The organism is Bradyrhizobium sp. SZCCHNS3002 (assembly GCF_032377435.1).
In the GTDB taxonomy this organism is placed as follows: domain Bacteria; phylum Pseudomonadota; class Alphaproteobacteria; order Rhizobiales; family Xanthobacteraceae; genus Bradyrhizobium.
Map to the genome: position 1 here is coordinate 1 of NZ_JAUHHY010000031.1, position 14963 is coordinate 14963.

The 14963-nt window shown below is 66.1% G+C and carries 12 protein-coding genes; 5 read left to right on the plus strand and 7 right to left on the minus strand.

The annotated features are described in order from the left end of the window. Positions 1–240: 240 nt before the first annotated feature. The gene (locus QW845_RS33955) at positions 241–1089 is read right to left on the minus strand and encodes a VOC family protein (protein ID WP_315805860.1); all 849 of its coding nucleotides are present in this window, start codon (positions 1087–1089) and stop codon (positions 241–243) included. Continuing rightward, the gene (locus tag QW845_RS33960; protein WP_315805861.1) at positions 1086–2345 is read right to left on the minus strand and encodes a Glu/Leu/Phe/Val dehydrogenase; all 1260 of its coding nucleotides are present in this window, start codon (positions 2343–2345) and stop codon (positions 1086–1088) included. The genes QW845_RS33955 and QW845_RS33960 overlap by 4 nt, the downstream gene beginning before the upstream one ends. Before the next feature lie 205 nt (positions 2346–2550). Here QW845_RS33960 and QW845_RS33965 point away from each other — a divergent pair, with 205 nt between their 5' ends. After that, entirely contained in the window at positions 2551–3444 is an 894-nt protein-coding gene (locus tag QW845_RS33965; protein ID WP_315805870.1) for a sugar kinase, read from the plus strand. Between the two features lie 22 nt (positions 3445–3466). Beyond that, entirely contained in the window at positions 3467–4375 is a 909-nt protein-coding gene (locus QW845_RS33970) for a ribokinase (RefSeq protein ID WP_315805862.1), read from the plus strand. Here QW845_RS33970 and QW845_RS33975 read toward each other — a convergent pair. Next, positions 4372–5607, minus strand: coding sequence for an NAD(P)/FAD-dependent oxidoreductase (locus tag QW845_RS33975; protein WP_315805871.1), 1236 nt, complete (start codon positions 5605–5607; stop codon positions 4372–4374). The genes QW845_RS33970 and QW845_RS33975 overlap by 4 nt on opposite strands. Positions 5608–5720: 113 nt before the next feature. Between QW845_RS33975 and QW845_RS33980 the strand changes: the two genes are divergently transcribed. After that, entirely contained in the window at positions 5721–6506 is a 786-nt protein-coding gene (locus QW845_RS33980; protein ID WP_315805863.1) for an enoyl-CoA hydratase/isomerase family protein, read from the plus strand. Between the two features lie 8 nt (positions 6507–6514). On the opposite strand, the gene QW845_RS33985 is transcribed toward QW845_RS33980, so the two are convergent. Both QW845_RS33985 and QW845_RS33990 read right to left on the minus strand, forming a co-directional pair. Continuing rightward, complete coding sequence (locus QW845_RS33985; protein WP_315805864.1) at positions 6515–8221, minus strand: IlvD/Edd family dehydratase; 1707 nt, start codon at positions 8219–8221, stop codon at positions 6515–6517. Between the two features lie 141 nt (positions 8222–8362). Further along, complete coding sequence (locus QW845_RS33990; RefSeq protein ID WP_315805865.1) at positions 8363–9181, minus strand: NAD(P)-dependent oxidoreductase; 819 nt, start codon at positions 9179–9181, stop codon at positions 8363–8365. An 89-nt stretch (positions 9182–9270) separates the two neighbouring features. Between QW845_RS33990 and QW845_RS33995 the strand changes: the two genes are divergently transcribed. Beyond that, on the plus strand, positions 9271–10239 hold the full coding sequence (locus QW845_RS33995) for an SMP-30/gluconolactonase/LRE family protein (protein ID WP_315805866.1): 969 nt from the start codon (positions 9271–9273) through the stop codon (positions 10237–10239). 111 nt (positions 10240–10350) lie between these two features. On the opposite strand, the gene QW845_RS34000 is transcribed toward QW845_RS33995, so the two are convergent. Beyond that, complete coding sequence (locus tag QW845_RS34000; RefSeq protein ID WP_315805867.1) at positions 10351–11781, minus strand: aldehyde dehydrogenase family protein; 1431 nt, start codon at positions 11779–11781, stop codon at positions 10351–10353. A gap of 489 nt (positions 11782–12270) precedes the next feature. Further along, on the minus strand, positions 12271–14637 hold the full coding sequence (locus QW845_RS34005; RefSeq protein ID WP_315805868.1) for a transketolase: 2367 nt from the start codon (positions 14635–14637) through the stop codon (positions 12271–12273). Between the two features lie 138 nt (positions 14638–14775). On the opposite strand from QW845_RS34005, the gene QW845_RS34010 reads away from it, so the two are divergent. Continuing rightward, positions 14776–14963: winged helix-turn-helix transcriptional regulator (locus QW845_RS34010; protein WP_315805869.1), on the plus strand; the 188-nt coding region annotated here is incomplete at its 3' end.

Below are 14963 nucleotides of genomic sequence, written 5' to 3' on the forward strand. Positions count from 1 at the left end.
GGCCACCCCAACTTGCCAAAAACCCACAACAGTTGAGCCTCGCAATATGCGGAAGCTGAACCGGACAGCCGTGGGCCCGTCCCGGGCATCCACGTCGTCCGGCGTGTGCGGTGCTACGTGGATGGCCGGGACGAGCCCGGCCATGACGGGTCGAAAGAGCTGAGCGCATCCCGACGCCCTGCCGTTGCTCGCGACCTGCCGTGCCGTTGTCCGAACGCCTCTCCACGCTCCGCGAATCCCTCACTCCGCCACGCGCGGGGTCTTCTCCAGGATCAGCGTGTGGATGCCGCAGGTGCCGCTGTAGAGGCTCATCACCCGGGTGCCCGGCTTGCGGCCGGCCCGTGGCTCGGAGACCTGCAGGCCGGCGGCGAGCAGCCGCGCGCGCGTGGCATCGATGTCGGCGACGCGCCAGCTCAGGCCCCACAGCTTGTCATGGGCCTTGTCGTTGCCGGCGACCGGCCGCTTCACCACCTCGACGATCAGGTCGCCGCAGCGGAAGAACATCAACTGCCCCCATTCCTGATGGCTGCGGTCGAGCGCCATGTCGAGGCCGAGCCGGGCGCCGTAGAGCGCGGCGGCGCGTTCGGGATCCTCGGTCGAGATCACAATATGGTCGAGGCCGAGCACGGCCGTATCGGCGGTCTTGGCGGACGGCGGGCGCGGCTCGGCAAGCTCGAGGAAGAACATGCGCACACCACGTGTCAGATCGGTCATCGCGCGGGTGCGCTTCCAATGCAGCGTCCGGCCCGAGATGCGGTCGGTGTTGTCGACCTCGGCAATCGGATCCGGCTTCAGCGCGACCCGCTCGAGCCGCCGATGCATCTTGCCGATATCGCCGGTGGCAAAGCAGATGCTGGCGAGCCCCTCTCCCCAGATCTTGATGACGTTGCGGATGCGGTCGGCGGCGGGGCTCTCCCCCGCCGGCGCCATCAGCTCCAGGCTCATGTTGTCGAGCGTGAACAGGACGCGGTCGGCGCCCTCGCCCGAATTCTGCCAGGACGGCTTGCGCGCCAGCAGCGTCTCGAACGCGGCGCTGCCGGCCTGGATGTCCTGCAGCAGGACGACGACGTGGTCGAGCCCGGTGATCACGGAAACAGCCCTCGCGAGTTCTTGGCGTTGCGCACCTTCTCCACCCCGATCGCCATCGCCGCGGTCCGGTGCGAGATGTCGTCGGCCTTGGCGCGCGCCAGCATGCGCTCGAAGGCGCGGTCGAGGATCTGGTACTCCCTGCGCATCACCTCCTCTTCCTCCCAGAACAGCTGCTGCAGATCCTGCACCCATTCGAAGTAGCTGACGATGACGCCGCCGGAATTGCAGAGAATGTCGGGAATGAGGAAGATCTCCTTGCGGCGCTGCTCCAGCACGAGATCGGCATCCGGCGTGGTCGGACCGTTGGCGGCTTCCGCGATCACCCGGCATTTCAGATGCGCCGCCACCTTGGCGTCGATCACGCGCTCGACGGCCGCCGGCACGAGGATGTCGCAGGCCAGGGTGAGTATCTGGTGTGGATCGAAGGCGAGTTCGGTGGAGAAGCCCGCAATGCTGCCGTGCCTGGTCGCATGCTCCATCAGCGCCGGGATGTCGAGGCCACGCGGATCATGGAGGGCGCCAGTGTGATCGCTGACCGCAATCACCTTCATGCCCATCTGGTGGAAGCCGAGCGCGGCGTAGGAGCCGACATTGCCGAAGCCCTGCACCACGGCCGTGGACGTGGTCGGGTCGATGCCCAGCTCATCCATCACCCGCCGCGACACATGGGCGACGCCGCGGCCGGTCGCCTCGCGGCGGCCGAGCGTGCCGCCGGAGAACACCGGCTTGCCGGTGACGATCTCGGTCACGGTCTGGCCCTGGTACATCGAATACGTGTCCATGAACCAGGCCATCACCTGCTCATTGGTGCCCATGTCGGGCGCCATCACGTCGGTATGCGGGCCGACGAACGGGATCATCTCCTGCATGTAGCGGCGCGACAGCGATTCGAGCTCGCGCTTCGACAGCTTGGAGAGATCGACGTTGATGCCGCCCTTGGCGCCGCCATAGGGCAAGCCGACCAGCGCGCATTTCCAGCTCATCCAGATCGCGAGCGCGGCGACCTCGCCAATGTCGACCGTCGGGGCGAACCGCGTGCCGCCCTTGGTCGGCCCCATCGTCAGCAGATGCTGGACCCGGTAGCCTTCGTAGACCGAGATCGTGCCATCATCCTTGTGGATCGGACACGAGACGGTGATCGCCCGCTTCGGCAACAGCAGCCGGTCCCGCTCGTCGGCTGGGATGCCAAGATGGTCGGCGATCACGTTGAACTGATTGGTGGCCATCTCGAACACCGGACCCGCATAGACAGTCATATTCCACTCCCGAATCTGCGTTTCTGCAGGCCGGCAACCATAGCGCGACCCGCGCGCCGGCGGCAGGGGGCCACCGGTAGCAGACGGCCGATCTCAACCACCAAGGTGACGATTTGACGAAGAATTTCAGCGTTGATCCGCTTTGACCGCTTGCTAATCTGCGGCGCCGGGGCCGCGATCACCCCTTAGTGAGACAGAAATGGCAATGCAGGCCCTCTTCATCGGACAGACCTACATCGACGTGACATTCATCACCGACCACATGCCGACGGGGGACGAGAAGCACGTGGCGTCCGACTATGCCGTCTCGTTCGGCGGCAATGCCGTGACTGCGGCATTTTGCTGCGCCAAGCTCGGCATCGTGCCCGACCTGATCGCGACCGTCGCGAATGACTGGCTCGGGCGGATGTTCCAGGACATGACCGCGAAATACGGCATCTCCGTCCACCCCCGGAAGGTCAATGCCTCCTCGCTGTCCTTCATCATGCCGAAGGACGGCAAGCGTGCCATCGTGCGCTGCCGCGACGATGCGCATATCCACCCGTTCCCGCTGCTCAATCTCGGCAATTGCCGGGCGCTGCATGTCGACGGCCACCAGCCCGACGCCGCGTTGCACTATGCCAAGCTGTGCCGCGAGGCCGGCATCCTGACCTCGCTCGACGGCGGCGGCCTGCGCACCAACACGCATGAGCTGCTGGAATATATCGACGTCGCGATCGTCGCTGAGCGGCTGTGCGAGCAGATGGATCTCACGCCGGAGAAGATGCTCGACTACCTGAAGAGCCGCGGCTGCCGCATCGGCGGCGTCACCCAGGGCGAGAAGGGCCTGCTCTGGTATGACGAGGTCGGCGCCGTGCATACGCTGCCCGCCTATCCGATCCCGCGCGAGCGCGTGATCGACACCAACGGCGCCGGCGACGTCTTCCACGGCGCCTACGTGTATTCGTATCTGGCCGATCCGGCGAAGGGCTGGAAGGAGCATTTCGAGTTCGCCCGCGCGGCCTCGACGTTCAAGATCCAGAAGCTCGGCAACGAGGCCGGCCTGCCGACGCTCGCCGATATCGAGCTGGTCCGGCAGGAATTCGAGGCGCGCGTCTAGCGGCTGTTTGGGAGAAAAGCGGATGGGACGGGTCGTCGTCGCCGGCAGCATCAACATGGATGTGGTGGCGGCGGCCGAGCGCCATCCGCGCATCGGCGAGACCGTCGCGGGCCGGTCGGTGATGTACTTTCCCGGCGGCAAGGGCGCGAACCAGGCGGTCTCAGCCGCCAAGCTCGGCGCGCCGACGGCGCTGATCGGCCGCCTCGGCCGCGACGCCTTCGGCGAGCAGCTGCGCGCCTTCCTCGCCGGCCAGGGCATCGACCTCGCCGCGGTCAAGGACAGCGCGGACGCGTCGACGGGCACCGCGATCATCACGCTGGCCAACGCCGACAACACGATCGTGGTGATCCCGGGCGCCAATGCCGAGGTCAGCGCTGACGATGTGGCGCAGATTGCGTTGACAACGGGCGACGTGGCGGTGAGCCAGTTCGAGATCCCGCAGGCGACCATCGCCGCCTTCTTCCAGCGTGCGAAGGCCGCCGGCGCCACCACGATCCTCAACCCCGCCCCCGCCAGCGCCTTTGGCCGCGAGCTGTTCGCGCTGGTCGACGTCCTCGTGCTCAACGAAACCGAGCTCGGCTTCCTGGCCGGCATCGAGCTTGGCGACGCGCCGACGCCGCAGCAGGTAATCACGGCGGTGCTTGCGCTCAAGCCTCGCGACGATCAGACGGTCTGCGTCACGCTCGGCGCGCGCGGCGCGATCGCGATCAGTGCTGGCGAAGCCCGGCAGGTCGAAGGCCGCGCGGTGAAAGCTGTCGACACCACCGGCGCCGGCGACTGCTTCGTCGGTGCGCTGGCGGCAAGGCTGTCGCAGGGCGCTGATATCGCGGACGCGATCGGCTATGCCAACATCGCCGCGTCGATCTCGGTGCAGCGCATGGGCGCCGGCCCGTCGATGCCGACCGAGGAGGAGGTTCGCGCGTGGCTCTAGGCGAGAGCGCTCTTCAGGTCGAAGCTGGGATCAGCGGCCTTGGCTGCATCCAAGGTGCCGCCCGCAGCAAGCAACTTGCGGCCGAACATATGGTCGCCGGCGCGGTTGACCGACTCGATGCCGACCAGCCGGCCCTCTTTGTAACAGAATGCGGAGAATGCCTTTTGCGCCGGATCCCCGCGCAGCACGACCTGGTCATAGCCCGTGGTGAGCCCCGCGATCTGGAGCTTGTCATTGCCCTGATCGCTCCAGAACCACGGCTGCCCGTCATAGGGCTTGACGTCGCCCGTCAGCCGCGCCGCGACGCAGCGGGCATGATCGGTGGCGTTCTGCACCGACTCCAGCCGCAGAGTCCCGCCGAAGCGCTGGCTGGCGAACAGCGCGCAATCGCCGATCGCCGAGATGTGCGGATCGCTGGTCAGCAGATACTCGTCGACCACGATGCCGGAGGCGACCTGCAATCCCGCCTCGGCGGCGAGCTCGACATTCGGCAGCACGCCGACGCCGACCACGACGAGATCGGCGGGGATGTGCCGACCATCGCTGAGGCTGACGCCGGTGACCTTGTTGCCGTCGGCCTCGATGCTGGTGGCCTGCACGCCGAGATGGATGCGCACGCCGGCTTCCGCATGCTGCTTCTGGAAGTAGTCCGAGATTTCGGCGGTCACGGCCCGCGCCATCACCCGCGCGCCGAGCTCGAGCACGTCGACCTCGAGGCCCTTGATCCGCGCGGTCGCCGCGAATTCGAGACCGATGAAGCCGGCGCCGATCACCACGGCCCGCTTGGCATCGGCGAGCAAGCCTCGCAGCGTTTCGCTGTCGTCGAGAATGCGCAGATAGCGCACGGCCGGGAGATTGGCATTGGGAATGTCGAGCAGCCGGTTGCGCGCGCCGGTCGCGAACACGAGGTGCCCATAGTCGAGCGTCCGACCGGAGGCGAGCAGCACCTTGCGCTGATCGCGCTGAACCGCGACGGCACGATCGTAGACGAGATCGATGGTCTGGTCCGCGTAGAACTTCTGCGGCCGAAACATCAGGGTCTCGGGACCGCCGGTGCCCTTGAGATAGGCCTTCGACAGCGGCGGGCGCTGATACGGCAGATGCGGTTCGTCGTTGATCAGGTGAATCGGATCGGCAAAGCCTGCCTGACGCAGCGAGGTCGCGAGCTGGAATCCCGCATGCCCCGCACCCACGATCACCACCGGTCCCTTCGTCACTGCGCCCTGCCCCATTCTGTCATTGTCCATGCCGACGGAACCGGGTTTTGGCAGACTTGCCCGGCATTGTCACCGGTCCCGCCGTGCGGTTTAAATGCGGCAACAAGAACCACGCCCGGGAGGTATGAATGTCGGACGCCGTAGCGGAACCTGCCCGCCTGAGCATCGAGGGTCCGATCGCGACCATCACGCTCGACCGCCCGGCGGCGTTCAACGCCATCAACCTTGCGATTGCGAAGCGCTTGGAGCTGCTTGCGGCCCAAGTAGAGGCCGACAAGACCATCCGCGTGCTGATCCTGAAAGGCGAAGGCCGCGCCTTCTGCGCCGGCGGCGACCTGCAGACGATCGGCGCTGCCGCTGAGGCCAACACCATCACGCCTGTCGTCAGCGAACTGCTGCATCACTACCATGCTTTCATCGCGAGCCTGCGGCGCATGCCCAAGATCGTGCTGGCGAGCGTGCACGGCTCCGCCGCCGGCGCAGGGATGTCGCTCGCCTTCGCCGCCGACCTCTGCATCGCCGCTGAGGACGCGCGCTTCACGCCGGCCTATGCCAAGCTCGGCGTGTCGCCCGACGGCGGCGGTACAGTTGGCATGGTCGCCACTGTGGGCATCAGGCGGGCGTTGCAGATCTTCCTGGCGGAGGACAGCTTCACGGCCGCGCAGGCCCATGAATGGGGCTTGGTCGCGAAAGTCGTCCCCGCCCCCGGGCTCGCTGCAGCCACCGAAGCGCTGGCGCAGCGACTGGCGCAGAACATGCCGGCGGGGATCGCTGCGACCAAGGCGCTGATCCATCGCGCACTGACCAGCTCGGTCGAGGACCAGCTGGCGGCCGAGCGGGATGCAATCATCAATTGCATGCACACCGACGAATTCCGCGCCGCCGTGAAGCGGTTCACCAGCAAGGGAAAGTAGGACTGCGCTCAACTCTTCCCTTTCCGGCGCATGAAATCGAAATCGCAGCCGTCGTCGGCCTGCAGGATCGTTGCATGGAAGAGATGCGCATAGCCGCGCTCGGCCCCTTCGGGCGTTGCGGCTTGCTTCAGCGCAGCGCGACGCCGGTCCAACTCGGCGTCGTCGACCAGCAGGTCGATGCTGCGCTTTTCGACATCGAGCCGGATCATGTCGCCGCTCCGCACCAGCGCCAGCGGACCGCCGACGGCGGACTCCGGCGTGATGTGAAGGACGATGGTGCCGAACGCGGTGCCGCTCATGCGCGCATCGGAGATGCGCACCATGTCCTTGGTGCCGCCGCGCGCGAGCTTCTTCGGAATCGGCAGGTACCCCGCCTCCGGCATGCCTGGCGCGCCCTTGGGTCCGGCATTGCGCAACACCAGGACGTCGTCGGCCGAAACATCGAGAGCGGGATCATCGATCCGCAGGGTCATGTCCTCCACCGACTCGAACACGACGGCGCGCCCGGTATGTTGCAGCAGCTTCGGGCTCGCCGCCGAATGCTTGATGACTGCGCCGCGCGGCGCCAGATTGCCGCGCAGCACGGCAAGGCCGCCTTCCGGCTTGATCGCGTCATCGCGCGCGCGGATCACGTCCTGCCCGGGAACATCCTCCGCCGCAGCGACGATGTCGCGCAGCGACTGGCCGGTGATCGAGCGGCAATCGAGGTCGATGAGATCGCCGAGCTGCTTCATCAGCTTCGGCACGCCACCGGCGTGGTGGAAATGCTCCATGTAGTGATCGCCGGACGGCTTGAGGTCGACCAGCACCGGCACCTCGCGCCCGATGCAGTCGAACGCATCGAGGTCGATCCTGTGCGGCGTCCGGCCGGCGATGGCGGTGAGATGCACGAGCCCGTTGGTCGAGCCGCCGATCGCCTGCAGCACCACCTGGGCGTTCTTGAAGGCCGCCGGCGTCAGCAACTCGCTCGGCCTCGGCCCCTTCGTCTTGGCCATTTCCGCCGCGACCCGGCCGCTGGCCTCGGCCGAGCGGAAACGCTCGGCGTGCGGCGCGGGGATGGTCGCGCTCATCGGCAGGGACAGGCCGAGCGCCTCGGTGATGCAGGCCATGGTCGAGGCCGTGCCCATCACCATGCAGGTGCCGACCGAAGGCGCGAGCCGGCCGTTGACCGCATCGATCTCGCTGCCGTCCATCTCACCGGCGCGATACTTCGCCCAGAGACGTCGGCAATCGGTGCAGGCGCCGAGCACCTCGCCCTTGTGATGCCCGACCACCATCGGTCCGACCGGAATGACCACGGTCGGCAGATCGGCGGACACCGCGGCCATGATCTGCGCCGGCAAGGTCTTGTCGCAACCGCCGATGACGACAACGGCGTCCATCGGCTGCGCGCGGATCATCTCCTCGGTCTCCATCGCCATCAGGTTGCGCAGATACATCGAGGTCGGATGCGCAAAACTCTCGGCGATCGAGATGGTCGGAAACACGAACGGCATCGCGCCGGACAGCATGACGCCGCGCTTCACCGCTTCCAAAATCTGCGGCACGTTGCCATGGCAGGGATTGTAGTCGCTGTAGGTGTTGGTGATGCCGACGATCGGACGATCGAGCGCGTCATCGGAATAGCCGGCCGCCTTGATGAAGGCCTTGCGCAGGAACAGCGAGAATCCAGCATCGCCGTAAGCGGTCAGTCCCTTGCGCAGGCCGTCGGTCATGGTCTTCTTTTCTTTCGTTGCTCTGTCTCGTTATTCCGGGGCGCGCGAAGCGCGAACCCGGAATCCAGAAGTGGTTTAAACTCTCATGTCGAGATTCCGGGTTCGCGTCCTGCGGACGCGCCCCGGAATGCCGACCTTGGATCACCCCCAATCGATGATCCGGCTGGTGTCGCCATCGAACTCCGTGGTGCAGAACGCGCCGCCCTGGAAATAGTCCCCAATCGGATCGGCCGGCAGCTTGGCCTGCTCGGCCATGGCGTGCTCGCGGAAATCCTCGGCGCGGCCAGTCGGGCGGTAGCCGAGATCATAGGCGCGCTGGTTGTCCCACCAGGCGCGTTCATTGAGCGAGGCGCCGTACAGCACCTCGAAGTGGATGTCCGGATGCTCCAGGCCGATGCGGCAGAGCTGCACGAGATCCTCCGGCTTCAGCCAGATCGACAGACGGCGCTTGTCGAGCGGCTTGTCGCCGAAATTGCCGATGCGGAGGCACGTGACCTTCAGCCCGTGCTTGTCGGCATACAGAGACCCGAGCGCCTCGCCGAACACCTTGCTGACGCCGTAGCGGCCGTCGGGGCGCGGCTGCACGTCGTTGTCGATCTTGCGATGGCGCGGATAGAAGCCGACCGCGTGGTTCGACGACGCGAACACCACGCGCTTCACACCCTTGCGGCGGGCGGCCTCGAACAGGTTGTAGCCGCCGATGATGTTGGCCTGCAGGATGTCGCTCCACGGTCCTTCGACCGAGTAGCCGCCGAAATGGATGATGCCGTCGACGCCCTCGCACAGCGCCTCGACCTGGGACAGGTCGGCAAGATCGGCCGCCTTGAACGTCTCCTGGCTGGACAGATCCGCCGGCGGTCTGAGGTCGCTGAGCAGAAGGTCCGGATAGATCGGCGGCAGCAGCTTCCGCAAGGAAGTGCCGATCCCACCGCTCGCTCCGGTCATCAAGATACGTGGCATTTCATCCCTCTTGTTCGGCCCGCAGGTTTGCGGTCATTGCTCGGCGATGATAGCAGAGATCGTAACGGCGCAATAACAGGACCGGCCAAATGTCCGACGGAAACGCTCACGCGCAGGGCTTTCGCCCTGCCACCTTCTATCCCGATCCGGCGATCCAGGCGCTGGATCCGCGCTTCGAGAAATACTGGCTCAAGCTCTCCGCGGTCGAGCGGCTCGCCACCGGGCTGCGCTGGGCAGAGGGGCCGGTGTGGTTTGGCGACGGGCGCTATCTCCTCTGCAGCGATATTCCCAACCAGCGCATCCTCAAATGGGAGGAGGAGACCGGCGCGGTCTCGATCTTCCGCAAGCCCTCCAATTTCGCCAACGGCAACACCCGTGACCGACAGGGACGGCTCGTCACCTGCGAGCATGGCGGCCGCCGCGTCACGCGCACCGAATACGACGGCTCGATCACCGTGCTGATGGATTCCTTCAACGGCAAGCGGCTGAACTCGCCGAACGACGTCGTGGTGAAGTCCGACGGCTCGATCTGGTTCACCGATCCGACCTTCGGCCTGCTCGGCAATTACGAGGGCTACAAGGCCGAGCCGGAGATCGACACCCACGTGTACCGGATCGACGCTGCCACCGGCCAAGCGACCATCGTCGCCGAAGGCGTGCTGGGGCCGAACGGGCTGTGCTTCTCGCCCGACGAATCCATCCTCTACATCGTCGAATCCCGCGGCGTGCCGACGCGCAAGATCCTCGCCTATGACGTCTCCGCCGATGGCAGCAAGCTCGCCAACAAGCGCGTCCACATCGATGCCGGCCCAGGCACGCCGGACGGCATGCGCTGCGACGTCGACGGCAATCTCTGGTGCGGCTGGGGCATGGGCTCGCCCGAGCTCGATGGCGTCATGGTGTTCGCGCCGGATGGCGCGCCGATCGGCCGCATCGCTTTGCCCGAGCGCTGCGCCAACGTCTGCTTCGGCGGCCTTAAGCGCAACCGCCTGTTCATGGCTGCCAGCCAGTCGATCTACGCACTCTACGTGAACACGCAGGGCGCGCTGGGGGGCTGACATCCGGTCCCGTAGGGTGGGCAAAGGCGCGGAGCGCCGTGCCCACCTGCTTCGTTGTCGGCGCGAACGGTGGGCACGCTGCGCTTTGCCCACCCTACGCATCCTCACCGATCAGGCCGCGTTGTAGCCCGCGACCGCCTTGACCTCGAGATACTCCTCGAGACCGAACTTGCCCCATTCGCGGCCGTTGCCGGACTGCTTGTAGCCGCCGAACGGCGCGGTGCGGTCGTTCGGCACGCCCTGCAAATTGACGTTGCCGGCGCGGATCTTGCGGCCGACCTCGCGGGCCTTCTCGATCGTCGGAGCCGAGACGTAGCCGGCCAGACCATAGGGCGTGTCGTTGGCGATCTTGACGGCCTCGGACTCGTCCTGCGCACCGATGATGACGAGCACCGGCCCGAAAATCTCCTCGCGCGAGATCGTCATGTCAGGCTTGACGTCGGCGAAGATGGTCGGACGGACGTAGAAGCCCTTGTTGACGCCCTCGGGCAGGCCCGGACCGCCAGCCACGAGCGTCGCGCCCTCCTCGATACCCTTGTTGATGAGGGCCTGGATCTTGTCCCACTGGCCGCGATTGACGACCGGGCCGATCGTGGTGCCCTCGCCGCGGGGATCGCCGGCCTTGGTCTTGTCGGCGACGCCCTTGGCGATCGCGGCCACTTCCTTCATTCGCGCGGCCGGCACGATCATGCGCGACGGCGCGTTGCAGGACTGGCCCGAGTTGTTGAACATGTGCATGACGCCGCCGGTCACCGCCTTGGTGAGGTCCGCCCCCTCCAGGATCACGTTCGGCGACTTGCCGCCGAGCTCCTGGCTGACGCGCTTCACCGTCGGCGCTGCGCGCTTGGCGACGTCGATGCCGGCGCGGGTCGAGCCGGTGAACGAGATCATGTCGATGTCCGGATGTTCGCTCATGGCGGCGCCGACCTCCGGCCCGAGGCCGTTGATGAGGTTGAACACGCCCTTCGGCACGCCGGCTTCATGCAGGATCTCGGCGAAGATCAGCGCCGAGGTCGGAGTGAATTCCGACGGCTTCAGGATCATGGTGCAGCCCGCGGCCAGCGCCGGCGCGACCTTGCAGGCGATCTGATTGAGCGGCCAGTTCCAGGGCGTGATCATGCCCACCACGCCCACCGGCTCGCGCACGACCACGGACGCCGGAAGCGTCTCCTCGAACTCGTATTTCTTAAGCACGTCGAGCGTCGACATCAGATGGCCGAGGCCGGCGCCGGCCTGCAGCTTCTCCGCCATCGGCAGCGGCGCGCCCATCTCGTCGGAGACGGCGGCGCCGATCTCCTTCATGCGGCCCTTGTAGATCGCGATGATCTTTTCGAGCAGCGCGACGCGCTCCTCGCGCGAGGTCTGCGAAAAGGTATCGAAGGCGCGCTTGGCGGCGGCGACGGCCTTGTCGACATCGGCCTTGGAGCCCAGCGCAACCTCATACATCGCCTCCTCGGTCGCCGGATTGATGACCGGGGTGGACTTCTTGACGACCGGATCGACCCAGGCGCCGTCGATGTAGAATTGCAGGCGATTGACCATCGGAAAACCTCTTCACGTGGAAGCATATGGAGGGGCGGCAGCGCGCGGGCCGGCATCCTGGCACGCGCGATCCGCGGGATGAACCCGCCACATGCGGGGACCGGGGTTGCGTCCCGCGGATATAGGAGCAAGCCCGCGACCGGCGCAAGCCGACGCGCCTGCGTTTCGTCGCCGCTCCATTTTGCATCGCAACAAGCGTGGCTCCCTCTTTCGCCGCTAACCGGCCATCATTCCGGATGGCAGAATTCCCGTCGCCGAAGATTCATTTCCAAGATGTGAACTGCTTCACATCGCCGTTGGATCGCCGTGGCTAATCTCCCCGTCATAGACATCCCGGCATCTCGAAAGGACGCCGGACACGATTTCAGAACCGATATTTTCGCCTGTTCTTATTGCTTGGCCTTTTAGCACGTAGACATTTGATCCAAGTTGCGACGCCGTCTCCTTCACCCCAGGTGAGCGAGGCGGCGTCCTTGTTTCCGCCCCCTCTCACACCGCCATCTTGCGATGCCTCACCGGGGCGCCGGTGAGGCTCTCGGAGGCGTCGATGATCGCGTTCGCGTCCATGCCGTTGTGGCGATAAAGGTCGTCGATCGTGCCGGTCTGGCCGAATTTCTCCACACCCAGCGCCTCGACGCGATGGCCGCGCACCGAGCCGAGCCAGCCGAGCGTCGCCGGATGGCCGTCGATCACGGTGACGATGCCGCAATCGCGCGGCAGCGGCGCCAGCAACTGCTCGATGTGGCTGAGATGCTGCCCGCCGCGGCGATGCCGGCGCAGGCTGCGCGCCGCCGTCCATCCGGCATGCAGCCGGTCGGCCGACGTGATCGCGAGCAGGCCGACGTCGCGGCGGGACTCGCCGATCAGGCCCGTGGCCTCGATCGCCTCCGGCGCGACCGCGCCGGTATAGGCGACGATCACCTCCGCATTCGGGCCCGGCTTGCGCAGCCAATAGGCGCCCGCGGCGATGTCGGACTCCAGCTCGGGCGTCATGATCCGCTGCGGCTGATCGATGGTGCGCGTCGACAGCCGCAGATAGAGCGAGCCGCCCTCGCCTGCCGCGGCTTGCATGTGGGTAAAGCCCCACTTCATGATCGCGGCGAGCTCGTCGACGAAGGCCGGCTCGAACGAGGACAGCCCATCCTGCGCCATGCCGATCAAGGGCGTCGCGATCGACTGATGCGCGCCGCCTTCCGGCGCCAGGGTGACGCCCGACGGCGTCGCGACGACCATGAAACGCGCATCCTGATAGCAGGCGTAGTTCAGCGCATCGAGGCCGCGCTCGATGAAGGGATCGTACAAGGTGACCACCGGCAGCAGCCGCGCGCCGTTGATGGCGTGCGACAGGCCGAGCGCGGAGGCCATGATGAACAGGTTCATCTCGGCGATGCCGAGCTCAATATGCTGGCCCTTCGGCGAGGCCGCCCAATTGAAGGTCGAGGGGATCTTCTCACTGCGGAACAAATCGGCCTTCTCGGCACGCGCGAACAGGCCACGGCGGTTGACCCAGGCACCGAGATTGGTCGAGACGGTGACATCGGGCGACGACGTCACGATGCGCGAGGCCATTGCGGTGTCGCCGCGGGCGAGATCGTTGAGGATCAGGCCAAAGCCCTGCTGCGTCGACATCTGGGCCGCGGCGGTGAAGGTCAGCCTGGGCACGTCGAACACGGCGTCATCGAGCCGGCGGCCATCGCGGTTGAACGGCACCGAGGCGAGGAACGACTCCAGCGTCGAAGCATCCTGCGTCAGTCCCTCGAACTTGTCCCATTCATGGCCCGGACGGATGTTCTGCTGCGCGCGCCATTTCTCCATCTGCGCCACCGTCATCAGCCCGGCATGGTTGTCCTTGTGGCCCTGGAACGGCAGGCCGACACCCTTGATGGTGTAGGCGATGAAACACACCGGGCGGTCGTGATCGATGGACTCGAACGCCTCCAGCATGCTCGCCATGTCATGGCCGCCGAGATTGGACATCAGCGCCAGCAGCTCGTCGTCATTGCGCTTGTCGAGCAGCCGCGTGACATCGCCCTGGTCGCCGATCTCGTCCTGGATGTGCTTGCGGAAGGCAGCCCCACCCTGGAAGCACAGCGCCGCGTAGAGCGCGTTCGGGCAATTGTCGATCCAGCGCCTGAGCGCCTCGCCGCCGGGCTCGGCAAAGGCCTCGCGCATCAGCCGGCCGTATTTCACGATCACCACGTCCCAGCCGAAATTGCGGAACATGGTCTCGAACTTCTCCCACAGGCCTTCGCGCACCACGGCATCGAGGCTCTGGCGGTTGTAGTCGACGATCCACCAGGTGTTGCGCAGGCCGTGCTTCCAGCCCTCGGCCAGCGCCTCGAAGATGTTGCCCTCGTCCATCTCGGCATCGCCGACCAGCGCAATCATGCGGCCCTCGCGGCGATCCTTTGTCCAGCCATGCGCGTGCACGTAGTCCTGCACCAGCGAGGAGAACAGCGTCTGCGCGACGCCGAGGCCGACCGATCCGGTGGAGAAGTCGACATCGTCGACGTCCTTGGTGCGCGACGGGTAGGATTGCGCGCCCTTGAAGCCGCGGAAATTCTCCAGCTTCTCGCGCGTCTGCCGGCCGAACAGATACTGGATGGCGTGAAACACCGGGCTCGCATGCGGCTTCACCGCAACGCGGTCCTCCGGGCGCAGCACCGAGAAATACAGCGCCGACAGGATGGTCGCGAGCGAGGCGGACGAGGCCTGGTGGCCGCCGACCTTGAGGCCGTCGGTGTTGGGCCGGATATGGTTGGCGTGGTGGATGGTCCAGGACGACAGCCACAGCGCCTTGCGGGTCAGCGCGTTCAGGATGTCGAGACGATCTGACGATGCGGATGGCGTGGCCATGGCGCTGCTCCCCGGGTATTGCTGGATTCGTGGACTTTAATCCTCTTGCCACGGCCAGAATTCTCAATTTTTCGCGCACAGAGCGGCTCTATTGGGATATTTTATCAACCTGAACTCATTTTCAGCGACTTGATTCCAATGCCAGAACTCGACGCCATTGACCGCAAGATTCTCGGCCACCTCCAGGCCGACGGCCGCATCACCATGCAGGAGGGAGCCAACCGGCGGCAGCTGTGTCGGCGGTTCGGAATCAGCCCCCAGACCGGCTACAAATGGATCGAGCGGTCTGACGCCGGCGATACGACGCTGGCGGACCGGTCGCGGCG